Raw genomic sequence first — 25994 nt, forward strand, 5'->3', positions numbered from 1 at the left:
TTCTTTAGGGAATCATCTGACCCGTCAATGCTTTTCCAAGCCAGATCGTCAGAACGTCGGCGCTTGGAGCCATAATCTGACCGGCATAGGCGTCTCTCAGCAGCCGCTCCAACGGAAGCGCCTTATTGTAAGCTTTCCCTCCGCCCACTCTCATGGACAGCCTTCCGCATTCGATAGCGGCCTCCGAGGCAAAGATGCGGGCCGCCAGAATCTTGGCAAGGGCGTCCGCTTCTCCGTTAGCCCCGGCTCGGGCCGCTTCCAGCGTGATGGCTTTCGCGGCGGAGGCCTGCTTGTAGATGTTCCCGATATGGACCTGAACGGTCTCAATATGGGACAGCGATCTGCCATCCGGGTACTTCCGGCCCGCAGCATGGCCGCTGGCCACCTCGAACATATGCAGGGCCGTCCCGCTGTATATCGCGCCAAGCCCCGTGATGAAGAAGGGAGCGACGACTTGGAAGACCTGCTCCTCGCCCGTGCCTTCCGCTCCGATGCGGTAGGAGGAATCCAGCCTGACTTGGTCTACCCGCATGGGGCAGGACGAATTGCCCCGCATCCCCATCCCCTGCCAACCGGACATCTCGAAGGAAAGGCCTTCGGCTTCCAGAGGGAACACCCAGTTGTTGATCTTCCCTTCCTCCACGGAAGGTGCCAGAACGAGATAGTAGGACGCGTAGGATGCGGACGTGACCATGCTCTTCTTCCCGTTGAACGTGGTGTGGTCGCCGCTCACCACCGCCGTCATTTCCGGAAGATAGAAGTGGGTGCCGGTCCCGAACTCGCTGTAGGCCAACGCCAGGAACTTCCCGTGTTCTACAACATCGGTGAAGACTCTCTTCTTCAGCTCTTCGCTGCCATGGGTGACCAGACACATGACGGCAACGTTATGCATCATATAGCATAGAGCCGTGGTGGAGCAGGTCTCCGCGAAGGCCAGACAAGCCTGGGCGTGCTCCTCCAGTCCTTTGCCGAACCCGCCGTATGCCTCCGGAATCAGCAGCTTCAGGAGGCCCTGCTCCCCAAGCGCCTTGAAGGATTCCTCGGGGAATCTCGACTCGCTGTCCGTCCGATCCGTATAAGGCGCTATGAAGGACGCTGCAAAATCTCTGCATCTCTGATAGATCGATTCCATAATGAGACCTTCCTTTGCTTCTTAATATTGTTTGGTAGATTATCATTCCGAGTCGATAAGAATTCATCTAAATTAATATATCATATTTTCAAAGATAGGGTGATAATTTTTCATATAGTCCATAAGAAAATGGAATATAGGCCATCCTGCGTCGGATGGCCCTCATCAAAGCTCGTACAGCTCCACCATATTCTGGATTTCACGGTTCACATTCATGAATAAATCCGGGGGATCCAATACTTTCACCATACTGCCGAAGCTCAAGATCTTGGCGATGGCACGTTCCATGGATGAGAAATAGGTGGTGAGCGACAAGGTGCCGTCAGCATTCACTTGGACTTGGTCGAACCCGAATTCATCGCGCACCCGGGTTTTCATCACCGGTTGAAACCGTAATACTGCTTGCACCTTCTTATAATCCGCTCTGCTCATGAATTGCTGTTCGACATCTTCCAGCGAATAATCCCGCCTCATGTAATGGTCCGGCAAAATCTTCAGTTCACCTATACGGGACAGGCGAAATACGCGGATGTCCATTCGGGTCAGGCAGTACCCGTATACGTACCAGACATATCCTTTGAGAAAAAGACCCATCGGCTCCAGCTTCCGTTCGGTTTCCACCCCGTTGTTATCTAAGTAGGTGAAGGAAACAAGCTGAAGGTCTCTGACCGCCTGGTGCAGGGGGCCGATATGCACTTTATCATTGGGTGCCGGCTTGAAATCGAGATCCATATAGATCGGATCCCTCGCTGTGTTCTTAGGCATTAGCGCGCCGATTCGTTCGATCAATGGATCGATCTCAGAATGATCCGCCGCGGACCGTATTCCGCGCAAGGCGGAGCAGATGGAGGCGAAATCCTCCAGCGACAATACTTGCTTATCCAATCGGTAGCCCTGCATTATCTCATACCCTCCATCCGATCCGGCGAAGGACACTATGGGGATACCGGCTTGATTGATCGCTTCCATGTCGCGGTAGATCGTTCGCAGGGAAACCTCGAATCGCTTGGCAAGGTCCGTTGCGCTGACGCGGGGTTGATTTAATAAGGTCATCGTAATCGCGAGCAAGCGATCCAGCTTCATGGAACAGCCTCCAATCCGGAACCTGTAATGGGAATATCACCCATTCCTTATTCTACACCTTTATCCTCCGGCCCTCTGTCCCCGAACGGTCAGTGAAAAATAATCTCCGTTGCAGCTGCATGCGGAACTACAAAATGAAGCAGCCGTGCCCCCTCTTCAGATAGAGCCTCTTGATCTTGTTGGGAAAGATCTCGAAAGGGCTCCAGATGCAGGACCGCACGGTCACGGCCGCTCGTCAGCTTCCAGCTGCCCACAACGAATCCATCGACGAGGATCGCTGCGCGGACGATCCCATTGGAAGTGAACAGACGTTTGCGGTACGCCTCATCCATGATCCGGCTGCGGTCCGCATAGGACAGCAGCATATTATCGAACTCGCCAAGGAAGCGTGGTGCAGATGGCGTATCGGGATCAGGCCGAGGTGCATCCGGCAGATCGAACAGCTCCTCGCCCTGTTCGTTGCGGAATGGGATCAGACACGGACGGAGAGATTCTATATCTTCATGAATACGTGTAAGTCCTGACCATACTTGAATATCCTTGACGGTTGCCGGTCCGAATGCGGTCAAATACCTTCGAATGAGCCATTCCCGCTCGACCTCGTAGGATAAGGGCTGGCCTAGCCATGCCTCAACGGACGTATGCTTAGCCTGACCGCTCATCCCCCATACCCCCCGCGGCGGTACTTGCACAAGCGGGATCCTATTCCGAACCACACCCGCTGCAGCCTCCGGGTCGAGACCGGGCCAATGCTCGCCTAGACGCAGGCCCAATTCATGGAAGGTCATAGGTTCCTTCTCGACCCATTCCCTTGCGGCTGCAGCAAGTGCCTCGAGGTCTACTCCTTGAAGCTGCTTGCCGAAGGCTCCCTTCAGGCTGCGGTCCATGACGGGCTGCAGCAAGGGGCGAAGCCGCAAAGCATCACGAGACGTGACCAAGTGCAGGGTGGCCCTCATCAATGCCATCCGTATAACCCGCTTATCCCTTAAGAGCCCCGACAATTCTTCGTGCCGAAAATCCTCTACCCGCGACCACAAAGCGAAATAAGGGGCAGCCGGGGATTGCGCCTGCATCCCGGCCAGACTCTCGATGGCCTCCAAGACGGGGAGCTTCGCACGGCTAAGCAGCCATTGCCTTGCCAGCAAGGCGCGGTTCAACGCTCGGTTGCAGAGTACGGTACCGGGCTCTCTATCGTTTGCTGACATTTCGAACGGTGCTCTTTTTGCTGCATCCATGCGTGTAGCTCCCCTCTTTTATAGCCAATCTTGTTCTCTAGCGTTAGCGGAATCGTTGAAAGAAATTCCGGATATCGGGAATGAGGAGATCCGGCGCATCCATCGCGGCAAAGTGGGTTCCCCGCTCATATTCCGACCACTGCACGATATTCGTATTGTCACGTTCGGCGAACCGCTTGATCGATTTAAAATCATGTCCGAATACCGCCACCCCTGTAGGAATCGTATTCGGTCCCTGCGGCTCCGGACCATGGTTGTGTGCATTCTCATAATACAAACGAGCGGACGATTCTGCCGTATTGGTCAGCCAATATAAGGTGACGTTCGACAGGAATGCATCACGGTCAATAAAATCCACATGATCGCCGAAACCGCAAAACAATTCGGCAATCCAAGCAAGCTGGCCGGACGGCGAGTCCGACAGTCCATAGGAGAGGGTCTGCGGCCGTGTGGATTGGATCGAGTTGAAACCCGCACGCTCTTGGAACTGGGCCAGGAATTGAAGCTTCCGCTGATCCTCCTCCGATAAGTCCGCCATCTCCGCCGGATCCCCGGAAGGAAAAGAAAAGAGCTGCAGCACATGGATGCCCCGAAGGCCCTCCGGCTTCTGGATACCAAGCTCCCTCGACACAAGTGCACCGCAATCGCTGCCGTGAGCACCATATTCCATATAGCCCAAGCGCTTCATAAGGATATCCCAGGCTTGAGAGATGCGAGCGATATCCCATCCGGCTGTAAGCCCCGAGAATCCGAATCCAGGTACGGACGGGATGACCAGGTGGAAGGCTTGGGCCGGATCGCCGCCATAACTGCGCGGATCACTGAGCGGACCGATTAGTTCCATAAACTCGACAATCGAACTGGGCCATGCGTGGGTGAGCAGCAGGGGGAACGCATCCGGTTCAGGCGAGCGGACATGGATAAAGTGAATGTTGGCCCCATCAATATTCGTCATGAACTGGGGGTACGCATTCAAGCGGGCTTCGAATTTACGCCAATCGTATTCCTTCTCCCAATAGGCGGCTAACTCTTTCACATAGTCGAGGGATACCCCATATTTCCAGCCGGCTCCGTCTAGAGCGTCCGGCCAGCGAGTCCGGGACAATCGATTCCGGAGGTCATCCAGATCCTCTTGCGGGATGGAGATGTGGAACGGAACCATCTCGGTACTTGCCTCGGAAAGGGCTGGTCTTGAGTTTGTCATGGGAATGGCCTCCTTGAATTGGATTATCTTGCTTACAATACCCATATTAAACCACGAACCCTGACAGCCTTATGTCAAGGTGCCTGCGTATAGTCAAAAAAAAAGGCCCCCACCTAACGATGGGGACCTGCAGCACTCATAACGTTTGAGCCGCTTTGCTCAACAGAGCCGCAAGCTCGCCCCTATCGGCGGTTTGCCCTTTGCGGAGCTTCAGCGTCTTCCTCTCCGGCGGACCCTCATACAGATCCTCCGGAATCTCCAGTCCAGTCGTGTTGAACAGCGTGAAGCTGACCGCGTCCTTCGAGGGCGAGATGACGGCAAGGTACTTGCCGTTCTTCAGAAAATGAGGCTTCTTGTACTGGATACGCTCCTGAACGTTCTCGACGGCCTCATGGACAACTCCACGCAGGGCAATCACCAGCTCCACCTGCCACGGCTCCTTCAGAGCCTCAATAAAATTCGTCACTTCCGGGTTCATATTCATCTCCTCCTTCGATATGGATGTGCTCCAGGCTGGTATTTCTCCAGTCCGTATAAGTGGATTCGATTGTAGACTCCAATTCCCTCCTTTTTTCCATAATTCTTCCGAAAATTTAGGGTAAGGTTCATCGCGCTGTCTGTACGGGGGTGCATCGAGTATACTGGAGATATAACTTCTGCATAAGGTGTTGATGACATGTCTCCCCGTACGAAGAAACAGAACGAGGCCATTCGAGAGCAGCGGAAGCAAGAGATATTGCAGGCGGCCATTCGTGTCTATGTGGCAAAGGGCTATGCGGCCGCGAACTTAAGCGATGTGGCGGACCAGGCGGGTCTTGCACATGGGTTGGTCTACTACTACTTCAAGAATAAAAGGCAGCTCTTTCGTGAGCTTTACGAATCTACGATGACCCGGTCCCTTCAATATACGACGGCCTATTTCGAACAACATGCCCCTGTGCTGGAGCAATTCAAAAACTTCGCCCTGCTCAACTGTGAACGCGTCGTCCAAGATCCGGAGACCCAGCGTTTCTATATGCGAATCAGTCTGGATCTGCATCATTTATATGAGCCTGGAGAGCTGTCGCCCTTTGAATGGATGAAGAGCTTCATCAAACCGATGACACAAGCCATTGAACTGGGAATTCAACAAGGCGTTATCCGTCCGGGAGACGCGAATCTCATGTCCATGCAATTTTGGGGAGCCATTTCTCAAGGAGTGAATTACCTGGATCAGCTGCTTCAGGATTTCACCGCTCAAGGTATGGCAGATGCCGACATCAACCGCTTCGTTAGCGAGAAATTCGATCAAATCGCGGAGTCGGCGGTTTCGTTCTTCAAACTGGGATAACCAGTTTACATTTTATGGTTGACTGACAACTCAATCAAAAATATAATGGTCTCAAGGAGCGTGATCCATTGCCAACGATTCGCAAGGAAATTATGGTTGCTGCATCGCCCGAGCAGGTATGGGCTGCAGTCAGCGATGTAGGTGCCGTCCATTATCGTCTTGTCCCCGGTTATACCGAGAATACCCTGATCAACGGTCACGAAAGAACGCTCATTCTGCCCAATGGCGGTCAAGTTCGGGAGTTCATCATCTCCATCGATCACAAGGAGCGCCGAATGGCGTACGCGGTAAAGGAAGGACGCATGCCATTGCTGCATCATCATGCAACCTTTCAAGTCTTTTCCCATGGCGATAACGGCGCCAAGCTCGTCTGGATCACGGATTTCCTCCCCGAGCATCTCGCCCCGGAGATTGAAGCCCATGTACATCGGGGAGCAGAGGTTATGCGAGCGACGATCGAGGCTGCAGCACATGGTGCCGCCCAATGAGAACCTTGGTCGTTGTGGCTCACCCCCATATCGAACGGTCTCGTGTCAATCAACGCTGGTTGGCGGAATTGCGTGGCACCCCCCATCCCATAACGGTTCATGAATTATACAAGGCATATCCGGACTTTTCCATCGACGCGGAGAAGGAGCAGAGCCTTCTGGCCCAGCATGATCGGTTCGGCTTGCAGTTCCCCATCCAATGGTACAGCATGCCGGCTTTGCTCAAGATGTGGCTGGACGATGTGTTTACCACGACTTGGCTCTTCGGGGACGGCGGCAGGGCTGTGGCGGGGAAAGAGCTCCTCCTGGCTATGTCGATCGGAGGCCATGAAGCATCCTACCAGTCCGGCGGCCTGATTGGCTACACGATCAGCGAACTGGTACGCCCGTTGCAAGTGTTTGCCAACCAGATCGGGATGACGTTCTTGCCGCATTATAAGTTCTATAACGCCAACAAGGCCAGCGAGGACGAGATCGATCACAGTGCGGTTTCTTATGTGGAGCACCTCACCTCTCCCGACCTGAATCCCATCGTTGTTCGAAAACGTATACTAGACGAAATGAAGAGGAACGGTTCAGCATCCCTCTAGCTTGCGGTTCTTCAACCATGCCCGTTCCGTACCGGATCATCATCCTATCCCGCCGGCGCGGGCTTTCACTTTTTATGGATGTGCCTCCAGCTCCTGCTTTAGATATTGATAGAGCTTATGACTCGCCAGCTGGAATGGGTATGCCGACTCCTTGCACAGGATCCCGCAGGTCATATGGACCAGGCTTCCACCGATCGGTTTCGTTACGGTCCCCTTTTCGGGCTCCACCATAATTTGAGGAACAAGCGCGATTCCGATCCCCTTCTCCACATAAAATTTCAACGCCGTCATACTCCCGATCTCCATCGTGTCGAGAGACACATTCCCTTTTTCCTGCATCACCATCTCCAGCTTCCTGCGATAGGGGCAGGTCGATGATGTGATGAGCAGCCTGCTGCCTCGAAGATCATCCGGTTCTATGACATCCTTCCGCGCAAGCGGATGATTCTCGGGCATTAAGGCCACGAACTCTTCTTGATATAACGGTTCGAAATACAAGCCGGTGCCCATGTTAGGCGCCGTAGTAAGGGAGAAATCGATGTCCCCCTTGAGGATGCGCTCGCTAAGGGCCGGAGTGTTCGAGATTTCCACGGAAATGCGGATATTCGGATAGGCGGACATGAATGTCGACAAGATGCCGGGCAAGCGGTAACTGGCTGTTGGCTCCGTGGCCCCTATGCGCACATGCCCGGTTTCGCCCGATTTCAGATCCGTTAAGCTTGACTGGAGGTGCTCCATATTTCTTACGATCTGCAGGCTCTGCTCATAGAACAGTCTTCCGGCTTCCGTCAGGCTAATCTCTCTTCCACGCTCTAGAAGCTGAACCCCCAGTTCGGATTCAAGCTTTTGCATTTGCATCGTGACGGTGGACTGCGCATAGTTCATTTCTTGCGCCGCGCGTATAAAGCTCCCGTATTTCACGATGAGCTGAAAAGTTTTTAACGTCTTGAGCTCCACGGTCCATCCCCCTACGACAATTCATTGAAATTGAATTAATGCTTCAATTCATTCAATTATACAAATAGTGTTGGGGCGATTACAATGAAAATCAAAGAACGTAAAGGAGTGGAGTTAGGATGGAACTTAAGAATAAAGTGGCTCTTGTTACCGGGGGCGGTACGGGGATTGGCAGAGCGACCAGCTGCGCACTGGCTGAACGAGGCGCAACCGTTATCGTGAATTACTCACGTTCTCAAACCGATGCAGAGGAAACCGTGCATTCGATTAACCTTAAGGGAGGGCGGGCTATAGCCCTGCAAGCAGACGTCTCCCAGGACAAGGAAGTCCGGGGCATGATTGAAACCATTGTTCAGCAATTCGGAACCGTGGATTTGCTCGTTAACAATGCCAGCATCACCAGACATATTCCAATGGATGATCTGGAGATGGCAACGGAGGAGGTATGGGACGACTTATTCGCGGTGAATGTGAAAGGGATGTTCTACTGCGCGCGGGCTGTAGCCCCCTACATGAAGAACAATCATCAAGGGGCGATCGTCAATCTCGGCAGCATAGCGGGCCAAACAGGCCTAGGCTCCTCGCTGCCTTACGCCGTATCGAAGGCCGCCGTTCACGGACTCACAAAATCGTTGGCGCGGGCGCTGGCTCCCGATATTCGGGTCAACTGCATCGTACCGGGTGCCGTCTCCACAAGATGGTGGGCCGGAAGGGAAGACCAAATGAACCGGCTGGCCCCGCATCTGTTGTTGCAGCGCATTTCGACACCCGAGGATATTGCGTCCATGGTCTGTTCCGCCTTGGAACAGGAAGCCATGACCGGTCAGATCATCACCGTTGACAGCGGACAAACCTTGTAAGGATTATTACGGGTTACCCCCCGGAAGCCGGCGGCTTGCGCCCCCCAGCCGATCCTGGGAAAAAGGCCATCTCTACAGGTGAGACGGGCTTGGGCTTCGCCTCTCCCGCCGTGGCTTCCGGACTGTCATCGGAGCAATCTCTTCGAATTTTTCCCTCCCCCAGCTTCATATCGATGAAATCGACGACCTGCTGCAGAGAGGCGATTTGGGATATGATCGTTTCCCGATGGCTTCTTAAGTGTTCCACCAGCTCGGGATATTCCGCGGGATCGGCATCGGCGGAGACGGTCAGAAAGGGCCGCATTTCACCGAGCGGCATCCCCGTTTTCTTCAGGCAGGAGATCAGCCGGATCGTATCGATGTCCTCCTGCCGATAGATGCGGTGCCCGTTATCCTTCCGGTCAGCCCGGGGCAGCAGCGCGATCTTCTCATAGTACCGGATCGTATCCTCGGAAATTCCGGTTTGTGCGGCGGTTTGCTTTATCGTATAACTCCGCTCTTCCTTCATCCTGTCCCCTCCTTGTGTAGATGATGGTCTTCTTGACTTGGAGTCGACTCCAACTTATACAATGTGCACTATCAAGGGGAATCCCGGTATCAGGAGGAGATGTGCGATGAACAGGAGACCAAGTGAATCGATCGCATTGATTACAGGCGCAAGCGCAGGAATCGGATTGGAATTAACCCGGAAGCTGCTGTCGGAGGACTGGCAGGTGATTGCTCTGAATCGTTCGGACTTTCCGTCGGACGATGAGCGAATCCAAACCGCACTCCGTCTTGGACGGCTTCGAATTTACAAAACGGCTGATCTTGCCGATTACGCCAGCTTGCGGCAGGTCCTGGAAGAGATCAAGAGCAAGGAACAGCGGATTGATATCCTGTTTAACAACGCTGGCGGGTCCTTTCCCGAGCTGAGCTATTCGAAGCAAGGGCGTGAACGGCATTATGAGCTGCTAACGGTTGTTCCGTACATCATCCTGATGGAATTGAAGGAACCGATTATGCGGGGCCAGTTCAAAACGGTGATCAACACCTCCTCTTCTGCGCAGAAATGGACGAAGGAGTTTACGGTCGATATATTGGAGCATCCCAAAACCTTCCGGAAGCTGCTTGGTCCTTACGCCACCTCCAAGCTAGCTCTTTCCCTATGGACGCAGGCCATTGCGCCGCAGCTAGCCAAGGACGGCATCAAGATCCGCAGTGTTGATCCGGGCGGCAACAATACGCTTCGTAAGGGGAAGAAATCCGGGTTGCCTCTCTTCGTAACCGTGCTTATGAAGCTGTTCTTTGCCCCCCCTACCCGCGGAGCCAGCAAGCTGTACGAAGGTGCGCTCGGGGAACATCGCGATAAGACCGGGGTGTTTTTGGTGAAGGGTCAGGTTGCAGCGTTACAGTTTCAAGATCAAGCACAGAACGTACTGGAACGGGTCCAGGCGATTTACGAGCACGACTATATCCTGCATCGTTGAGATCGTAAGCTATCATCGCTTCTTCACAAATCTCAACAGCCAATCCACTTGGGGAGTCGCATAGCCTTTGCCCAATACCATCACGCCGGATAGGATGGTGAGGTAATTAGCGATCAACTCCTCCGGATTGCCATCTGCGACTTCCCCACGTTGTTGCCCTTCCTCAAATAGGGGGAGCAGCCGTTTGACGTAAACATCCATCGGGTAGTTTTGAATCAGTTGGCTGACTTCTTCAGGAACCTCCTCGAAATTGCGGGCCCGATGGAGCAGCATAAAATAAGGAGCTCCGTTCTCATCGAGCATGCTTTGTGTGAGAGCTCTTATCTTATCAATCGGCGATCCCGCTAATTGGCCTAAGTTGTCGATTTCCTTCATTGATGTTTCAACCGCTTCCCGGACCAAGGAGGTAAAGAGCTCCTCCTTGGTTTTGAAATAATGATAGAACAGTCCATGGCTTATGCCTGCTTCTGCGGTGATCATGCTGATTTTTGTGCCTGGGAGGCCTCGCTGGGCAAATATTTGGACTGCAGCCGACGTAATCTGTTGCTTGCGTTCCTCGTAGATTTTTTGAAGTTGGTCTTCTTTTAACCGCGGCATGGATTCAAACTCCTTTGGGATTAAAGAAAAAAGGTGGTTAGCAGGCCCACGATCTGGTCAGGCCCGCCGTTATTCTCAGGTCCAAAATGGTCCAGCTTGTTGGCGGTTTCCACCGTCGATCGAGTGATCGTCCGGTTTAATATCTCGATCATTTCTTTGGTGGAATCTGAACTTTTGCCCCCTTGAATCAATAATACATCTGCTCTGGTATCGCTGTAATGTTGATAGGAAGAGGAAAGTCGCTGCACCTCACGGTGCTCCTTTAAATTTTGCTGAAGCAATCGGGCGGTTTTCCCCCAATGGTCTCCTTGCACCATGATCCTTAAGATAAGCTTCGCATACCAATAGGGGAGCTGTGTTAAGGGGGTATAGCCCATTCCTCTCACGAAGTGAGTAAACGCGCCACGGTGATCCTTCTTATGCATCGCCTGCTCGTAAAGGTGCATCCAAGCTTCGTCCATCGGATGAATTAATACTCCAGGTTCATACAAAGCGACTTTGGTGATCGAATCGTCCATTCTGGCCAACTCCAGCGAGACTAGTCCTCCATAGCTGTGTCCAATCAAATAGTTGGCGCCTGTCGCTTCCCGGATGGCCTGAACATCTTCGCATTCCTTATCCATAGCATACTCCGGACCCTGTGGACCACTCAAGCCTCGGCCTCTTCGATCCATGAGGTGAACGGTGAAAGAGTGAGAAAGTGCAATGGCTAAGCGGGTATAGTCTTCAGAATCCCTTAATGCAGCATGAACAAGGATAATCCCAGGCCCCTCGCCGATCGATCTGTATCCAATTCGTGTTCGGTCCTTCGACAGGACCTCGCATTGCTGAAACAAGCCTTGTTCAGCGGAAAACTCCTTTGAGTTTGGCATTTCCCCCGCCCTCCTTATTTTGATTGACTGCATCAGTCAATCAAAATATACGGTAAAAACCATTGTCTGTCAATGGCCGAGGGCCACCCTTACCGGATGGCCCTTCTTCATCTATTTCAAACCTCAACCTGTTCCTCGGTCAAGACATGGGGTGCGCCGCTGTAGAAATTGGCGATATCTTGCTGAAGCTCTGGAATTCGGGGATCTGCAAGGAACTGTTCCATATTTGCCGCAGAACGGAAATATAAGGAGATGGTGAGTTGATAGGGGCCTTTGTCGGGAGCAATGTCTTTACGCACTACAGCCCGGGAGCCTTCGAATGAAGCCAAGACCGCCTTGACCTTTGGAACGTGGCTTGTCATGTAATACTCGGAGTCCAGTACTTCTCCATAAGGATAAGCAAATGACAAGACAACCATAATGAACCTCTCCTTCACATGTCGATCGTCCCAATCCTTCATGATCGTTCTCTAAGTAAGGACTCGTAGATCGATAGTTTTTTGTTTACAGCCTCATACGCTTTATCCAGCTCTACCTGCTTTCTTTGCAGTTCGAGCTTGTGTTTCTCTAATATTGCTATTCTCTCCGGTATCGTGGAATCACCCTGAACGGCAAGATCGACCATTTGCTTGATGAGAGCACCCGGCATCCCGGTTGCGCGCAAGCGCATCATGATATCCATCCAATCCAGATCCCTTTGTTCAAACACCCGGTTTCCATACCGGTCTCGTTGAATGGGGCGGAGCAATCCTTCTTTCTCATAGTAGCGGATGGTATGGGGAGGAATCCCCAGCTTTTCCGAGACTTCTTTGATTGAAATACTCACATGAACACCTTCCTGCAACCCTGTTACAGGTTTACACTTCTCATATCCGCATAACGGTTTCCGAAGGCCGCCCCTATAGGAGCCGCTTCTTCGATACGAGCCAATTCCTCATTCGACAGTTCAATCGCAATAGCGCCGATATTCTCCTCCAGATACTCCCTCCGCTTCGTTCCCGGTATCGGAACGATGTCGTTCCCTTGCGCCAACAGCCAAGCTAATGCTAACTGAGAGGACTTTACGCCCTTCTCGGCTGCAATCTCTTCCACACGTCTTACAAGCTCTAAATTCTTCACGAAATGATCTCCTTGAAAACGGGGGGAGAACCTCCGAAAATCGTCCTCGGCCAAGTCTTCAAACTTCCGGATCTGTCCCGTAAGAAATCCCCGTCCGAGCGGACTATAGGGAACGAAACCGATCCCGAGCTCACGGCATACCGGCAATATCTCATCTTCGACGTCGCGGCTCCAGAGCGAATACTCTGTCTGCAGTGCGGCAATCGGGTGCACAGCATGCGCACGCCGAATCGTCCCCGCGGCAGCCTCGGATAAGCCGATATAACGGACTTTGCCCTCGCTCACCAGCTCGGACATAGCGCCAACCGTTTCTTCGATCGGAACTTGAGGGTCAACCCTGTGTTGGTAGTACAAGTCGATATAGTCCATACCAAGACGGCGAAGACTGGCTTCACAAGCCGATCTTACATACTCCGGTCGACCGTTGACACCTAGGAATTTACCATCCCCGCCTCGAACCTGCCCGAATTTGGTTGCCAGAATGACTTCGCTGCGGCGCCCCTTTACGGCCCTGCCGATGAGCTCTTCATTCTTTCCGACCGCATACATATCGGCCGTATCCAGGAAGGTCACACCAAGCTCTAACGCTCTGTGTATGGTCCGGATCGATTCTTCATCATTACGCCCGCTGTAAAAATCAGACATGCCCATACAACCGAGTCCGAGTGCAGACAGCTCCAAACCGCTCTTGCCTAACGTTCTTTGCTTCAAGGTTTACCACACCTTCCCATCCAAGAATAGGGCCAAACCCACGCATATGTTTTTGGCTCCTATTCATCGTACAGCTTAAAGTACACTTTAAGGCAAGCGTTTTTTTATGGAGCCTTCAAGTAGCCGCCTTGCTGTTGCTGGAGTTAGGCCTTATCTGATGCATCCATTCCCCCCAATAGGTAGATCCCAGGATCATCAAGCCACCGATCAGCTGCGTCAGGGCAAAGGTCTCTCCCAGCAAGAGGACACTAAACACAATACCGAACACCGGCTCCAAATAGCCGTAGGAGGCAATCTCGATGGACGACACTCGGTGGTAGGTTGAAAAGTAAAGACTGTAGGCCAGGCCTGTATGGACCACTCCAAGAATGCATGTCAATAGGATCGCCGTCCCGTCCGCAGCCAGAACCTGCCCCCACTCCCCCTCCGCCAGCACGAACGGCAATAAAACCAGACCGGCTGCACCCATTTGAAGCAATGTAGCGAGAGTATGATCCACTTGATTGGCCGCTTTACGGTTGATGATGACGATAGCCGCATACAGCATGCCCGACACCCCACTGAGAATCATCCCCCACATCCCCTGAGACGATAACCCGGCAGCACCGAAGCCCCCCGTACCTACAACCAGGCATAATCCGATAAACGAGAATCCAACGATGCCCATCCGCAATCGGGTCAGTCGTTCCTTGAGAACGAAGGGTGCCACCAGCATGACATACACCGGACACATGTTATAGATGATGACTGCTGTAGAGACATTCGTGTTCTGGAACCCGTAGAAGAGGGCGGCCCAAGCTAATCCGATCAGTGCGCCGGATACCAGATAGGGCTTTGTTTGGCGGAAAGTAACCCGTTGGCCTGCAGGCCTCCTTATTCCTAATACCAACAACACCGGCAGGGCGATCACCGCCCTTAAGAAAGCCAGCACAAAAGGAGATAGCTCGATATGCCGCGTAAAAACCCCAATGCTTCCCCATACGACCATGACAAGCGTCAATCTCAACCGATCCATTCGAAGACCCCTTATTTCCAGAATACTCTCATCGTATCCGATCCCTAAGAGGCCGTATTGTACGAAATTGACGGGGCACGCCCATCTATAAGCTCTGCAGATAACCCTTCGGTGTAACGCCGCTCATCTTCTTGAATTCCCTTATAAAATGCGCCTGGTCATAAAATCCGACCCGCTCCATGATCTCGAATGGTTCAACCCCTTCAGCAAGCAGCTTTTTGGAGGCAGCGACCTTTACCTGCAATTGGAACGCTCTTGGTGTGGTGTGAAATCTGCGTTTAAACTGGCGGATGATGGCAAAACGGCTGAGACCGAAGGTATTCTCCAGCGTCTCCAGCGTCCAGTTCTCTTGATACCGGTCCACCAGCCAATTGCGTATTTCCATGACCCGCTCCGCCTGATGGTCTTCCTCACCTGGATGGGTCTCCCCCGCTATAGGCTCCCCCAGCTCCACCAACAGTTCAATCAATCGGCTTTCCAGCGTACCTTTATCCTCTTCTGTTTCCAACAAGTGAACAAATGCGGTTACCTGCCGAAGGGAATCACCGGACAGCTTCATGACTTGATCGAATCTCACGCTGCCCTCGTAATAGCGGGGTTCAATATAGAGCATTACGAACTGCCACTGCCGAATGTCTGTCGGGGAGCAGCAGTGACTCGTAAGCGGTGGAATGACAATCCCGTCGCCCTTGACGAAGGATAGGGTATCTCCTCCAAATTCCACATGCGTGGAGCCTTCCTCAATATAGCCGATGGACAATTCGTTGTGCACGTGCGGCTTGTAGCTTTGGTAGGTCTGCCGGCACCGTTTGATTTCCACACCATCCACGATGCATTTAAGGTAGGTCAACTTGGAAGTGCTGCCGTTCGGTTTCATGGAATCCCCCCCTTCCACCATTTTCACCATGATACATCCGAACGAAGTTCTTAGCCAGATCCCCCCCCATAATTTTCCTAAAGGAAAGCCGCGGAGAATAAAAAAGCCAAGGAGCTAAACGGGGCAAAGCCGCTTAGCTCCTTGGTTAGTTATGGTTACAGTTGGAGACCGAGATCAAGCACGACGTTCAGCATCCGTATGATGATCGCCACCGACTGCTCGCGGGTAGCGGTATCGTTCAGTGCGAACCTGCCTTCGCTGACCCCGTTCACAATACCTGCTTGGCTGAGCTGATCGATGTAGTCTGCAGCCCAATGCCCGCTGATATCGGAGAACTTCGATGCCCCGCCAGCCGCGCTCATGCTCAGCACACGGGCAAGGATGGCCGCCATCTCGGCACGAGTGATCTCTTGATCCGGATTGAAGGTGCCATTGCCCGTACCGTTCACAATACCTGCACGATGCAGGGCTCGGATATAAGCATCCGCCCAATGGCCATCGGTGTCGGAGAAGGAAGCGTCCGCTCCCTTCGTATCCATCCCTACCGCACGGACGATCATCGCAGCGAATTCAGCCCGTGTCACCTGATCCGAACCGTTGAACTCCCCGTTCATTCCGCCCTGAATCACACCAAGCTGAGAGGCATATTGGATTGCTTTCGCAGCCCAATGTGTCTCCGGTACGTCGGAGAAGTGAACCGGCGGATTCTTTTGCAGCGCTTGCTCCGCGTGAGATTTGGTCTGCTCTGCATTCGCGATGGCACGGTTCAGCACCGGCTTCTCCGGAGTTGGCTGTACCGGCTTTGGAGACGGAGTAACCGGAGTCGGTGCAGGAGTTACCGGACCCGGTGCCGTCGGGGCTGCTGGACCGCCGCCGGGGTTGCCGGATCCACCGTCGGAGCTTCCGGACCCGTCGCCGGAGCCTCCGGATCCGCCAGAACTCCCTACCGTATAATAAATGTTCGGCACCGGAAGCTTCATCCCCTGAACTTCACCGCGGATGTCTTCACCCAGATAGAAGCCCAGATGTGCCGGCTGGTTGTACATCGCGTTCTGCGAGTTCGCCGCCAACCGATACTGCGGATCATTCATCAGCGTGTAAATCACATGCTCCGTCGGAATATCCGTCGTGTAGATTCGTAGAGACTTATTGTCGTTCGTGCGTACAAGAACCTCATCCCGCCAGTCTCCGAAGATATCGGCGATCAGGCTTGGATTCGCCTTCGTTCCGTTATTGGAATAGGTCCCCGTCAAGGTCTGAAGCGTAGTAAGCTCACTTTGCTTGGTTGCAACATCATAATTAAACTTCGTAATGGATGGCGCGCCTGTTGTCGTTGCATTATCCGGCCCGTCGAAGAACTCGTTAAGGAGGTCTCCGTCCCAATACAGGATGAAGTTAACGGGAGCCTTGTTGGCTGTGCCAATGCCGCCGACGTCAGTTGTAATCACTTCACCGCTCACAATATTGTACATCGGCGTCTGGATGCCCCATACCTCGAAGCCTGGCAGAGGAGTGACATTTGCCGCAACACCGCGTCCAACATCGCCTAGGTTTGCCGAATACGTCCACACCGGTTCCCCTGAGGAACCGCGAACCAAGGTCACATTGTTCGGAGGACTGGCTTCATGGGGCTGGAACACATAGATCTCGTTGCTGTCAGGCACCATGGCTCCTACATGCAAGGCATCGCCGTGACCCGCGGCTACCGTCCCTCTGGTTCCGTTGGTGCTCCATACGATCGTTCCGTCTTGGTCTATCGCGATGCCGCCGAGCACAACCTCGCTATACCCGTCATGATCCACATCCGCAACCTTAATATTGTGATTGCCCTGATTATTGCCGGCGTTCCATTCGGCCAGCGTGAACGACCAGACCTTCACAATCTTACCGTCAATATACTGATACGCCGCTATAAACTGCGGGCCATAGTGGGCACGCACCTCGATCACCGTAGGATAAGGCTCTGCGCCAAACACGCCGTTCTTCGGCATATAGGCCACTGCTCCGTTAAAGCGGTCGCTGCGGTTATTGTTGGCATCGCCCCAGTTGGAGGTGATGTTGTACGGTGCAAAATAATCGACCGTATCCACCGGCGTGCCTGTTGCCGCGTTGAATACCGTCCATCTCTCCGGACCGGATGCAACCCTTCCGAGCGCCGTATTGTTGACCTGGTTGCTATTGGCCGGGTTCTGCAGGCCGCCTACCCATACTGCTTCGGGGTTGCCTAATACCCAGGCCGGAGTGTCCGTCAGGTCATTGATGGTACCATCCGCTTTAGGAAGATACCCTCTGGTTCCATCGGCTGTCTTGACCGAGAACTCCGCTTTCCCGTCCTGATCCAGATCATAGAAGTTGAACGCGCTGTGATGCGCGCTGGATACGATATTGATACCCAGGTTTATTCTCCACAGCAGCTTGCCCTCGAGAGTATAGGCATCGAATATCGTCTCACCGGTGTGCCTGTTTGCAAGGCCCGGATCCTGAGCCTGAGACGGATACCATTTTACAACAATCTCATACTGGCCATCACCATTCACATCCGCTACGGAGGCGTCGTTAGCCGTGTAGGTAATCGGATCCGCATTGGAGGTCGCTCCGTAAGCAAGCGCCGGGTTGGGACGATCCTCCGGCTTCTGAAGCGGAATGTCCATGTAGTTATGTTCCCATGCCTTTGCAGGCTTGCTTATGGTGCCGGTATTTACAGTCACTACGGTGTAAGTATCTCCGGTTTTACCGCCCACATCGATGTAATCCAGCGTCGCTACCGGTGATGTATTAACTTTACTCCCGTTTCGGTACACGTTAAAGGTTAAGCCGTGGTCATATTCCGAAGCAAGCAGCCGCCAGGTGACAAGGATCCCGCCGCCGCTTTTTGCCGGAACGGCTACTACACCCCGATCCAGCCTTTCCATGGAGAACGGTTCGGTCGTAATCTTGTCTTTAATCCGGTTTTCGATGTAGAGCTTCGCTTTTATTCCCATTTTGTTGACTGCTACGCCGGGAAGATCCGCAAGCGTTCCTTCATAGGAATACACGCCCTGCTTATTCGGATCGTAAGCCAATTGCGCGGCTGTGGTAGACCATGGGGCTTCTTTTAATGCCCAGGTTACGCCAAGCTCATAGGTACTGCCACCCGCCACCTTCACCTTAACGGTTGCCGGCAGATTAAGCCCTGCCTCGTCCGCCACATCCCCCATATATACGGTCTTAAACCAGCTCTGCAGGGTATTGCTGTCCGCCGTTGCGGGACGTTCCGGCAAGAAGTCATAGGGGAGTACATCGGTTATCGTGGTATCTGAAAGCGCTTTGGTAAAGAAATACAGGTTATCAATGCCATTATCGACAACGCCGATGTTATTCCCGCCCGCGCGCTCACCTGTAATCACAAAGGAGCTTATTTTGCTTCCCTCAAAAGGAACCGTAAGCACCGACGGCTGAGCCGCAGCATCGTCTCTCGGAACTAGGGAAACCGTAGCGAGCATCGTATCAAAATCAAACTCTATGCCAACCTTATACCATTTATTAACCTCGTTATAGGTAAAGGCGTGGTAACGGTCATTGCTCCAGAAATACGGCGGGGTTGTGCCGGTCGGCCCCGGCAGCGACCCGGAAAATGCGCCTATGGTCCTTACGCCATTATTGGTGCCCGTTCTTAAACTGAGCAACACATTGGTTCCATCCTGGAAGCTAAGGTTAAACGTATTGGCCGCGGTGGTAACGGCCGGGACCTTCCAGTCCAGATTCACATAGACCTTGCTGCCGGAAACGGCGCTCGGCAAACTTCCCGTACTGCCGCGGTTTCCAGAACCGGATGCGTCAAATCGGAAATAATTATTAATTTGAGGAACATCTTCTCTTTGAAGCTTATGATACGTGCCGCCGGCGAATATCCACAGCGGGGTTGCTGCGTTGAAGTCAAAATTGCTTCCGAAAGCCTGCGTGTACCCCTGTGCTAATATAGCGGAAAAGTCCGGCACGGGTTCAACAATCGGCGGGACATAGGTGACATGGATCGGCACGCTGCCTTTAATGGAGCCGTCCATATTGGACACCGCGTTAAGAGTAGCCTCGCCTGCGCCTCGTGCGGTAACCGTTACGCTCTTATCCGCATTTACCGCTATTGTGGCAATGTTCTCATCGCTGATCGTCCATGTAAACGTCCTGTCCGTTGCATTAACAGGCAGGACAACCGCGCTGTAGGTAGCCGAACGCTTGTCGGCAAGCGAGCCTTCCCCATATTCCAAATTAGCGGCTGTTGAGGGTGAGAGTGTTACTCCACTTGGGGGAATGATCGGCTTTACTTCGCCGGACGCAGCAGCTTTGAAGGTGATGTTATCCACGCGCATGCCATAGGTGCTTTCATCCCACGTAACGCCGGCAACCGGGTTAAACCTTGCCCAGCTCTGTCCGGTGGCCCGGCTTGCGCCTATGCTCATGCTGGTCAGCTTATCGGAGGCTATCGCTATGGGCTGTGGCGTGGTGTAGGCCAATGAACCGCCGTCGGTCACACTGAGTGACACCACTTGTGCCAGAAGATCCACATTCAGGGTTGCCGCAAGCTTAGTCAGACGCGGCACACCCGTTAGCGCGGTCGTAGCCGTCCCTATTGCCGGAACGTTATTGGCGGTCATATTGCCGGAGTAATACGATACGGTCGCCGGTGAGTTCGCATCCGTTCCGCCTCCGGCTGTTCGCAGCGTTATGACCTGATCCGCACCATTGTTCAGGCGGACGTCAAGCGAGTTTGCGCTAGGGCGGGTAATATCCACCCACCAGTCAAAGGTTACTTCAACCTGATCCTTGCCGGTCAGGTCATATTCCCCGCTATCAAGGGGAAGCGTCCACCAAAAGCTCGCTTGTTGGGCCACAGTCGAATCGGTATTGGATGGAGGTTGAATACGAAGTACCTTGTTGGAGTCATATACCGCCACCGTGACTGACCCCGAGCCAGTGGTTGCCGGGGCGCCGGTTATGGTCCCTGCCAGCCCGCCATCCTCGAAATCCAATACATCGCCCACTTGTGTCAAAGGGACAGCTGCGGTATTGCCCATTACCACCGAGGGCGTAACCATAAACGCCATGGAGACGGTGAGAAGTACGGACATGATCTTCTTAAGCTTTTTCTTCATTCACTTCACTCCTCGTAGCAACGCGTTGAGTTGTCAGTCCCGCCGCAGAAAACGTATGATCCGGTTTCCTACAATAAAGCGCTGTCAAAATGAAGTGAAGCGCTTTCGTTTTTACTCTCACCTCGCTTATGTAGGGATATGCAACCGAATACGCTCTTACAGTGACAAGGATGTGTCCGCATTGTAAGTCATCCCCGACTTCTCTGTAAATCATGGCTATTGATCACCGTTATCATTTTTGATCAAGAATCAAAAATGACGGGCCAAAGCAATAATAACGAAATTCGGAAAAAAAGTACTATTGACTTGAAGATCATACCCATGTACCTCTGAAAGACACTTACTATGGATCCATTCAAGAGGGGGATTGAGATGGAATTGGAGGGAGGGACCTTGTTTGATACTGCGATGATCGTTGGAGGACTTACGGGGTTGAATGGAATAAAGAAAATAGGGCAGATCTGGTCGTGCCGTTCCGGAAGTCCGGCTATTGGACTGGATCTGCCCGGAGGGTCATGGAGTAAAATATAGGACGCCCAAGGCATAATCAACCGCGGCCTCGGCATGAAGTCTTGTTGTGTCATAAAGCGGTATGCTGCAATTCTCTTGTGAGATAAGGATGGTGATCTCGGTGCATCCAAGAATAACGGCTTCGGCACCCTGCCGGCTAAGCTTATCGATGATCCTTAGATAGGCCTGCCTGGATTCATCGCGAATGATCCCCAGGCACAGCTCTTGATAGATGATGTCGTGAATGACCCTTCGATCTTCTTCATTGGGGACCATAACATCGAGTCCGAACTTTTCAGTAAGCCTGCCCTTATAGAAATCCTGCTCCATCGTGAAATTAGTCCCCAATAGAGCAACTTTCTTCATTCCGTCCCGAACCATTTTCGTTGCGGTTGCATCTGCGATATGCAGCAGCGGAATGGAGACGGACTCCTCCACTTCCTTAGCCATCTTGTGCATCGTATTGGTGCATATGATGATGAAATCGGCCCCGCCGGACTCCAGCTTTTGGGCAGCATCCATCATGATTGTAGTGGCTTCCGCCCATTTCCCTTGATATTGGAGAGCCTTGATCTCCTCGAAGTCTACCGAATACAGGAGACTAATGGCGGAATGAAGTCCCCCAAGCTTCTTATTAACCGTTTGGTTGATGATCTGGTAATACAACAACGATGACTCCCAACTCATCCCACCGATCAAACCTATTGTTTTCATGAAACACACCTCCAAGAACGTATTAGAGCATTAGAGCACCTGTGCTATCTCCCATATATGCCCGTCCGGATCGGCAAAACAAGCCGTCCGCCGACCCCAAGGGCGCGTTATCGGTCCATTTAGCAGCTTAACGCCTAGAACCCCCAGCTCATCGCATATCCGGTCAACCTCTGGTACCTGGATGGTGAACTGAACCCGCGCCCCATCCCCAACCCGACCAACCTTCGCCGGCTCAATCAACTCGCGGGCATCCCCTTGGTTCAAGAGATTGATGCTTGTATTTCCATAGTCCAACACCACGCAGCTTTCATCTTCATAGAGGATTGAAAGGTGAAACGTCTCTTGGTAAAATGCCTTCGAACGCTGCAATTCTTCAACAAACAGGGTAATTTCAGTTATTTTATTCGCCCATCCAGCTTTCTCCATCCGCTTCAGCTCCCTATTCCTTCTTTTTCGGCACCTGAGTCTTAACAGAATCTTCCAAACTATTACACCGCTATGAACGTCAATAGTCAAGTCCCGATTTACTTTCTCAACCCACCTCTTCTAGTCTTAGCCTCTGAATGGGCATTCGAACCAGAACGGTCGTCCCAGCCCCCGGGGTACTGACAATCGTAAGGCCATATGGCGACCCGTAATACAGCTGAATCCGCTTGTTGACATTGTAGAGGCCAATGCCCGCCATCTTGGAATTGACGTCACGGAATGCTGCGTTCATCCCGTCGACTTTCTCAGGATCCATCCCGCAGCCATTATCGGACACCTCAAAAAGCAGGGACCGGTTATCATCGGAATAGCCGCGCACTTGGATCAGTCCTTCCGATCGTCTCATGGAGAGCCCATGGTAAATCGCATTCTCCACAATCGGCTGCAGGATTAATTTCAGCATATAATGATCCAATATCGCTTCATCGATTTCAAGCTGGATCTCGAACAGTTCGTCAAAACGCACCTTCTGCAGCATCACATACTGCTCCAAGTGTTCTACCTCTTCGCGCACCTTCACCACATCACGGTTTAAACTGATGCCATACCGCAGTATTTTCCCCAGTGAATAGGCCATCTCTGCGATATCCTCCGCTTTCCGCGCCTCTGCTACCATTCGGATTGACTCCAACGTATTGTACAAGAAGTGAGGATTGATTTGATTCTTCAGCATTTGAAGCTCAAGCTCTTTTTGGACAACCTTCTCCACATAAATGTCATTGATCAGTGTTCGGATGCGTGCCGACATTTTGTTGAACGACCGGGCCAATTGACCAATTTCATCCTCCCGTTCGATTACGAACTGCTTCTCGAAAACCCCCGTTTCCCCGATCCGCATCAGCTTCACGAGATTCTGTACCGGCCGTACAATACTTCGGGAGAATACGAACGCAAAGATGAAACTGACCCCTACGAGGGAAAGGGTGATCACCGTAGTGGTCATTGTCAATCTAGTAATATTTTTGTACAATTCTTCCAAAGGCAGCATGCTGACGATTTTCCATCCGGTTTGCGCCGAAGTATCCATCCGCAGCAGGTAGCGGACTCCATTGATCTCTATCTTCTTAGACAACTCCTTATTGCCGGCAACCAGTTCATTCCCGAGCTGTAAATCAAGCCGTTCTCCAATTCTCCCCAAATCATGATCGGCCAAGATACGGTTGTCATGGTCAAGCAGCAGCACTTGTTCGTTCTCCACGATTTTCATGTTATCCAGCATCTTCAACAAGCGATCGAAGGATCCGTTAATTAGAATGACGCCGATCGTCTCCCCCGTCTCCAGCTTATAGATGCCCCTTGCCACGCCGAATACATAATAGGGCCGATCCGGATGATTCGCATTCGGTATCTTATAGGTGCCGATCAATATAGGACGCTTGTAATCCTCAAGAGCTTGTTGAAACCAGGGCTGCTGATACGCGGGAAAATCTGAAGGATGGAGCGAACGGCCCGGTATATAGAAATCACCTCGGCCCATCCTGTTGTATAGAAAGATGGAGTCGACCATAGGGTTAAACATCATATACTTATAGCCTTCCGTCGATATGACAAACGGAAAGCCCACACTGAAGGTACCGGTGGTATTGGAGGTGTCGATCTCCTGAAACAAGGTGTTATAGGTGCCGTTCTCCCTTAGCAGCGGTAATTTGGTTATATTGGTCAGCCCCGTGACCGCCTCATCAAGCTTATCCAAGGTTTGCAGATTCAACTGTTTGACTGCGTCAAGCGTATTGTTTTGCTTATCGGCCTTGTAGTAATAGTAGGTGATGATCGATAGGACGGCCATAATGGTAAAAAGAAATGAAAAGCCGAGATGAAGCTTTGTACGAATCGGCAAATGACGAAACTGAACCCGCTTCGGGATGAACATGGCAACGCCCCCCTTGCCATCTAAATGGGATACCGATTCCATCCTACCATTTTTATCCACGTTCTAGAAACCGATATTTCGGAGGAGGTATAGCATGCTGCATATTGTTGTTGCGGATGACGACCGAACGATTCGGGAAGGATTGCGGGCCATCATTGAAAGTCTTGATCGGGGGTATACGCTCGATACCGCTTCAGGAGACGGGCAAACGGCACTGGAGAAGGTATTAGAGCAAAATCCGGATGTCCTGATTACCGATATCAAGATGCCTGCCATGAACGGGATCGAGCTGCTGGCAGAGCTGAACCGTAGGGGCATTAAGGTTAAAACTATCGTACTTAGCGGATATGACGACTTTGTTTATGTCAAGGATAGCTTAAAGGCGGGAGCGATGGATTACCTGCTGAAGCCGATTCATAAGCGCGAGCTCTTGAAGCAGCTTGAGACCATCGAGCGTTTGAAGGAGGAAGAGCGGAACCGGGCGGATCAACTCCTCAAGCAGCTGACGCAAGCTGAAGAGAACACATGCCTCGTAAAGGAGAAGCTTCTCTGGGATCTGGTCGTTCGGCGCAATGCCTATGATACCGGTTGCCTGGAGCGGCGGGCGGGCGCCTGGAATTTGCTAGAGGTAGGGGCCTTCATCTTTGCCATTGTGGAGAAGGATGCCCAACTGAAGCCCCCTCATTCGGAACCGGTGCCTATAGCTGCCCCCATTAGGATCGGCCACTGGGATACCCTAACCCTACGTCGGGAAGTGAAGGATCTCCTGGGCGAACACGTGTTGTTCAGCATCCAGAACAATCAATTGATCGTTCTCTGCCCGCTTTCCGATGCAGGCGCCGATCAGGTCCGGGAAACGGAACGAAGGTTGCGGGACTTGACCCGCCTGCTTAAGTCCTATGACGAGAGCTCTTACACCGTCGGCATCAGTGAGCCCTATTCATCCTGCCTCGAAACCGAGGGGGCGTACTTGAATGCGAATCTGACGGTACAGCGAAAGTTTTACGAAGGAGAAGGGGCGTTCTATTACAGCTGGGAAGGGGAACCGTTTGCGGCATTCGAGCCGCGGCTTATCCAGGCTGAGGTCGAGAAGCTTCACGCAGCTGTAGAAGTGCTGAATCCCTCTAAGGCGAAGGACGAACTATCCACTATCCTTAAGCGGATGATACAGATTCGGATTAAGCCGGAGGACATTCGTGAAGTGCTGGTTGGGCTTGTCCGTACCCTCCTCACACGATACGAATGGCTGAGCCAGGCGGCGGAGATGCCTCCTAAGCTCGGCCTGCAGCAGATTATCGAGAAAGCGGGCACGGCGGACGAATTGAAGGTAACACTGCCGGACGGTATATACGAGTTGGTTACACAGGCTGCCGCCCTTCGGATGAAGAAGGAGGACAAACTGGTCACGCTTGTCAAAACGTATATTGAGACGAACTACCACCAACCCATTACACTGAAGCAAGTAGCGGAGGTTGTGAATTTGACTCCAAGCTATTTATCCCAATATTTCAAAACCGAAACCGGCTTCGGCTTCATGGACTATTTGCTGGAGACGAGAATTAAAGCAGCGAAGAAGCTCCTGGCCGAGCAGGACGTGAAGGTCTATGATGCCGGTTATTTGGTCGGCTACGACAACCCCAGCTCCTTCAACCGGGCCTTCAAAGCAGTAACCGGGCTGACTCCGGCCGAATTCCGAAAACATGTATAGAAATCGTAATTCGTGTTATGTGCAGAATCCTCACCATC

The 25994-nt window shown here is 52.5% G+C and carries 24 protein-coding genes; 6 read left to right on the top strand and 18 right to left on the bottom strand.

Features of this window, described 5'->3' with window-relative positions; genetic code table 11:
• Window positions 1–4 precede the first annotated feature (4 nt).
• From ACSEXW_RS05405 to ACSEXW_RS05425, 5 genes are all read right to left on the bottom strand, one after another.
• Window positions 5–1132 (bottom strand): acyl-CoA dehydrogenase family protein, encoded by a 1128-nt coding sequence (locus ACSEXW_RS05405; protein ID WP_438445083.1) that lies wholly within the window; start codon window positions 1130–1132, stop codon window positions 5–7.
• Window positions 1133–1297: 165 nt separating this feature from the next.
• Window positions 1298–2215 carry a helix-turn-helix transcriptional regulator gene (locus ACSEXW_RS05410; protein ID WP_438445084.1) on the bottom strand — a complete coding sequence of 306 codons (918 nt, stop codon included), beginning with the start codon at window positions 2213–2215 and terminating at the stop codon, window positions 1298–1300.
• Between the two features lie 89 nt (window positions 2216–2304).
• Window positions 2305–3420, bottom strand: coding sequence for a winged helix DNA-binding domain-containing protein (locus tag ACSEXW_RS05415; protein ID WP_438445085.1), 1116 nt, complete (start codon window positions 3418–3420; stop codon window positions 2305–2307).
• A gap of 73 nt (window positions 3421–3493) precedes the next feature.
• The gene (locus tag ACSEXW_RS05420) at window positions 3494–4654 is read right to left on the bottom strand and encodes an epoxide hydrolase family protein (protein WP_438445086.1); all 1161 of its coding nucleotides are present in this window, start codon (window positions 4652–4654) and stop codon (window positions 3494–3496) included.
• A 136-nt stretch (window positions 4655–4790) separates the two neighbouring features.
• Window positions 4791–5132, bottom strand: a complete 342-nt coding sequence (locus ACSEXW_RS05425) for a DUF1801 domain-containing protein (RefSeq protein WP_438445087.1) — start codon at window positions 5130–5132, stop codon at window positions 4791–4793.
• A 198-nt stretch (window positions 5133–5330) separates the two neighbouring features.
• Here ACSEXW_RS05425 and ACSEXW_RS05430 point away from each other — a divergent pair, with 198 nt between their 5' ends.
• The 3 genes from ACSEXW_RS05430 to ACSEXW_RS05440 all read left to right on the top strand — a co-directional run bounded on the left by ACSEXW_RS05430 (window position 5331) and on the right by ACSEXW_RS05440 (window position 7062).
• Window positions 5331–5984 carry a TetR/AcrR family transcriptional regulator gene (locus ACSEXW_RS05430; protein WP_438445088.1) on the top strand — a complete coding sequence of 218 codons (654 nt, stop codon included), beginning with the start codon at window positions 5331–5333 and terminating at the stop codon, window positions 5982–5984.
• A gap of 68 nt (window positions 5985–6052) precedes the next feature.
• Complete coding sequence (locus ACSEXW_RS05435) at window positions 6053–6472, top strand: SRPBCC family protein (RefSeq protein WP_438445089.1); 420 nt, start codon at window positions 6053–6055, stop codon at window positions 6470–6472.
• Window positions 6469–7062 (top strand): NAD(P)H-dependent oxidoreductase, encoded by a 594-nt coding sequence (locus ACSEXW_RS05440; RefSeq protein WP_438445090.1) that lies wholly within the window; start codon window positions 6469–6471, stop codon window positions 7060–7062. Before ACSEXW_RS05435 ends, ACSEXW_RS05440 begins: the two co-directional genes overlap by 4 nt.
• A gap of 72 nt (window positions 7063–7134) precedes the next feature.
• Here ACSEXW_RS05440 and ACSEXW_RS05445 read toward each other — a convergent pair whose 3' ends face one another.
• On the bottom strand, window positions 7135–8019 hold the full coding sequence (locus ACSEXW_RS05445; RefSeq protein WP_438445091.1) for a LysR family transcriptional regulator: 885 nt from the start codon (window positions 8017–8019) through the stop codon (window positions 7135–7137).
• A 119-nt stretch (window positions 8020–8138) separates the two neighbouring features.
• Between ACSEXW_RS05445 and ACSEXW_RS05450 the strand changes: the two genes are divergently transcribed.
• Window positions 8139–8879 (top strand): SDR family NAD(P)-dependent oxidoreductase, encoded by a 741-nt coding sequence (locus tag ACSEXW_RS05450; RefSeq protein ID WP_438445092.1) that lies wholly within the window; start codon window positions 8139–8141, stop codon window positions 8877–8879.
• 13 nt (window positions 8880–8892) lie between these two features.
• Here the strand turns inward: ACSEXW_RS05450 and ACSEXW_RS05455 are convergent, their stop codons facing one another.
• A complete protein-coding gene (locus tag ACSEXW_RS05455) occupies window positions 8893–9387 on the bottom strand; it encodes a MerR family transcriptional regulator (protein WP_438445093.1) in 495 nt (164 codons plus the stop codon).
• 106 nt (window positions 9388–9493) lie between these two features.
• On the opposite strand from ACSEXW_RS05455, the gene ACSEXW_RS05460 reads away from it, so the two are divergent.
• Window positions 9494–10348, top strand: coding sequence for an SDR family NAD(P)-dependent oxidoreductase (locus ACSEXW_RS05460; RefSeq protein ID WP_438445094.1), 855 nt, complete (start codon window positions 9494–9496; stop codon window positions 10346–10348).
• 12 nt (window positions 10349–10360) lie between these two features.
• Here the strand turns inward: ACSEXW_RS05460 and ACSEXW_RS05465 are convergent, their stop codons facing one another.
• From ACSEXW_RS05465 to ACSEXW_RS05515, 11 genes are all read right to left on the bottom strand, one after another.
• Window positions 10361–10945 (bottom strand): TetR/AcrR family transcriptional regulator, encoded by a 585-nt coding sequence (locus ACSEXW_RS05465; RefSeq protein WP_438445095.1) that lies wholly within the window; start codon window positions 10943–10945, stop codon window positions 10361–10363.
• 20 nt (window positions 10946–10965) lie between these two features.
• Window positions 10966–11817, bottom strand: coding sequence for an alpha/beta fold hydrolase (locus ACSEXW_RS05470; protein ID WP_438445096.1), 852 nt, complete (start codon window positions 11815–11817; stop codon window positions 10966–10968).
• 116 nt (window positions 11818–11933) lie between these two features.
• On the bottom strand, window positions 11934–12236 hold the full coding sequence (locus tag ACSEXW_RS05475) for an EthD family reductase (protein WP_438445097.1): 303 nt from the start codon (window positions 12234–12236) through the stop codon (window positions 11934–11936).
• Between the two features lie 38 nt (window positions 12237–12274).
• On the bottom strand, window positions 12275–12643 hold the full coding sequence (locus ACSEXW_RS05480; protein ID WP_438445098.1) for a MerR family transcriptional regulator: 369 nt from the start codon (window positions 12641–12643) through the stop codon (window positions 12275–12277).
• A gap of 23 nt (window positions 12644–12666) precedes the next feature.
• Window positions 12667–13647, bottom strand: coding sequence for an aldo/keto reductase (locus tag ACSEXW_RS05485; protein WP_438445099.1), 981 nt, complete (start codon window positions 13645–13647; stop codon window positions 12667–12669).
• 115 nt (window positions 13648–13762) lie between these two features.
• Window positions 13763–14662, bottom strand: a complete 900-nt coding sequence (locus ACSEXW_RS05490; protein WP_438445100.1) for a DMT family transporter — start codon at window positions 14660–14662, stop codon at window positions 13763–13765.
• Between the two features lie 85 nt (window positions 14663–14747).
• Complete coding sequence (locus ACSEXW_RS05495; RefSeq protein WP_438445101.1) at window positions 14748–15539, bottom strand: helix-turn-helix domain-containing protein; 792 nt, start codon at window positions 15537–15539, stop codon at window positions 14748–14750.
• A 155-nt stretch (window positions 15540–15694) separates the two neighbouring features.
• Window positions 15695–20668 (bottom strand): rhamnogalacturonan lyase family protein, encoded by a 4974-nt coding sequence (locus ACSEXW_RS05500; protein WP_438445102.1) that lies wholly within the window; start codon window positions 20666–20668, stop codon window positions 15695–15697.
• A 513-nt stretch (window positions 20669–21181) separates the two neighbouring features.
• Window positions 21182–21892 (bottom strand): aspartate/glutamate racemase family protein, encoded by a 711-nt coding sequence (locus tag ACSEXW_RS05505; RefSeq protein WP_438445103.1) that lies wholly within the window; start codon window positions 21890–21892, stop codon window positions 21182–21184.
• A gap of 30 nt (window positions 21893–21922) precedes the next feature.
• The gene (locus ACSEXW_RS05510) at window positions 21923–22318 is read right to left on the bottom strand and encodes a VOC family protein (RefSeq protein WP_438445104.1); all 396 of its coding nucleotides are present in this window, start codon (window positions 22316–22318) and stop codon (window positions 21923–21925) included.
• A gap of 106 nt (window positions 22319–22424) precedes the next feature.
• On the bottom strand, window positions 22425–24248 hold the full coding sequence (locus ACSEXW_RS05515; protein WP_438445105.1) for a sensor histidine kinase: 1824 nt from the start codon (window positions 24246–24248) through the stop codon (window positions 22425–22427).
• Between the two features lie 94 nt (window positions 24249–24342).
• On the opposite strand from ACSEXW_RS05515, the gene ACSEXW_RS05520 reads away from it, so the two are divergent.
• Window positions 24343–25956, top strand: coding sequence for a response regulator transcription factor (locus ACSEXW_RS05520; RefSeq protein WP_438445106.1), 1614 nt, complete (start codon window positions 24343–24345; stop codon window positions 25954–25956).
• Window positions 25957–25994: the final 38 nt, after the last annotated feature.

This window comes from Oryzibacillus soli (genome assembly GCF_051594765.1).
In the GTDB taxonomy this organism is placed as follows: domain Bacteria; phylum Bacillota; class Bacilli; order Paenibacillales; family NBRC-103111; genus Paenibacillus_AR.

Bases quoted from the DNA above. Each gene is read 5' to 3' on its own strand.
- ACSEXW_RS05515 (WP_438445105.1), bottom strand. From the start codon at position 24,248: ATGTTCATCCCGAAGCGGGTTCAGTTTCGTCATTTGCCGATTCGTACA.
- ACSEXW_RS05450 (WP_438445092.1), top strand. From the start codon at position 8,139: ATGGAACTTAAGAATAAAGTGGCTCTTGTTACCGGGGGCGGTACGGGG.
- ACSEXW_RS05505 (WP_438445103.1), bottom strand. From the start codon at position 21,892: ATGAAAACAATAGGTTTGATCGGTGGGATGAGTTGGGAGTCATCGTTG.
- ACSEXW_RS05460 (WP_438445094.1), top strand. From the start codon at position 9,494: ATGAACAGGAGACCAAGTGAATCGATCGCATTGATTACAGGCGCAAGC.
- ACSEXW_RS05520 (WP_438445106.1), top strand. From the start codon at position 24,343: ATGCTGCATATTGTTGTTGCGGATGACGACCGAACGATTCGGGAAGGA.
- ACSEXW_RS05415 (WP_438445085.1), bottom strand. From the start codon at position 3,420: ATGTCAGCAAACGATAGAGAGCCCGGTACCGTACTCTGCAACCGAGCG.
- ACSEXW_RS05475 (WP_438445097.1), bottom strand. From the start codon at position 12,236: ATGGTTGTCTTGTCATTTGCTTATCCTTATGGAGAAGTACTGGACTCC.
- ACSEXW_RS05410 (WP_438445084.1), bottom strand. From the start codon at position 2,215: ATGAAGCTGGATCGCTTGCTCGCGATTACGATGACCTTATTAAATCAA.
- ACSEXW_RS05430 (WP_438445088.1), top strand. From the start codon at position 5,331: ATGTCTCCCCGTACGAAGAAACAGAACGAGGCCATTCGAGAGCAGCGG.
- ACSEXW_RS05405 (WP_438445083.1), bottom strand. From the start codon at position 1,132: ATGGAATCGATCTATCAGAGATGCAGAGATTTTGCAGCGTCCTTCATA.
- ACSEXW_RS05465 (WP_438445095.1), bottom strand. From the start codon at position 10,945: ATGCCGCGGTTAAAAGAAGACCAACTTCAAAAAATCTACGAGGAACGC.
- ACSEXW_RS05490 (WP_438445100.1), bottom strand. From the start codon at position 14,662: ATGGATCGGTTGAGATTGACGCTTGTCATGGTCGTATGGGGAAGCATT.
- ACSEXW_RS05440 (WP_438445090.1), top strand. From the start codon at position 6,469: ATGAGAACCTTGGTCGTTGTGGCTCACCCCCATATCGAACGGTCTCGT.
- ACSEXW_RS05510 (WP_438445104.1), bottom strand. From the start codon at position 22,318: ATGGAGAAAGCTGGATGGGCGAATAAAATAACTGAAATTACCCTGTTT.
- ACSEXW_RS05455 (WP_438445093.1), bottom strand. From the start codon at position 9,387: ATGAAGGAAGAGCGGAGTTATACGATAAAGCAAACCGCCGCACAAACC.
- ACSEXW_RS05470 (WP_438445096.1), bottom strand. From the start codon at position 11,817: ATGCCAAACTCAAAGGAGTTTTCCGCTGAACAAGGCTTGTTTCAGCAA.
- ACSEXW_RS05420 (WP_438445086.1), bottom strand. From the start codon at position 4,654: ATGACAAACTCAAGACCAGCCCTTTCCGAGGCAAGTACCGAGATGGTT.
- ACSEXW_RS05500 (WP_438445102.1), bottom strand. From the start codon at position 20,668: ATGAAGAAAAAGCTTAAGAAGATCATGTCCGTACTTCTCACCGTCTCC.
- ACSEXW_RS05495 (WP_438445101.1), bottom strand. From the start codon at position 15,539: ATGAAACCGAACGGCAGCACTTCCAAGTTGACCTACCTTAAATGCATC.
- ACSEXW_RS05425 (WP_438445087.1), bottom strand. From the start codon at position 5,132: ATGAACCCGGAAGTGACGAATTTTATTGAGGCTCTGAAGGAGCCGTGG.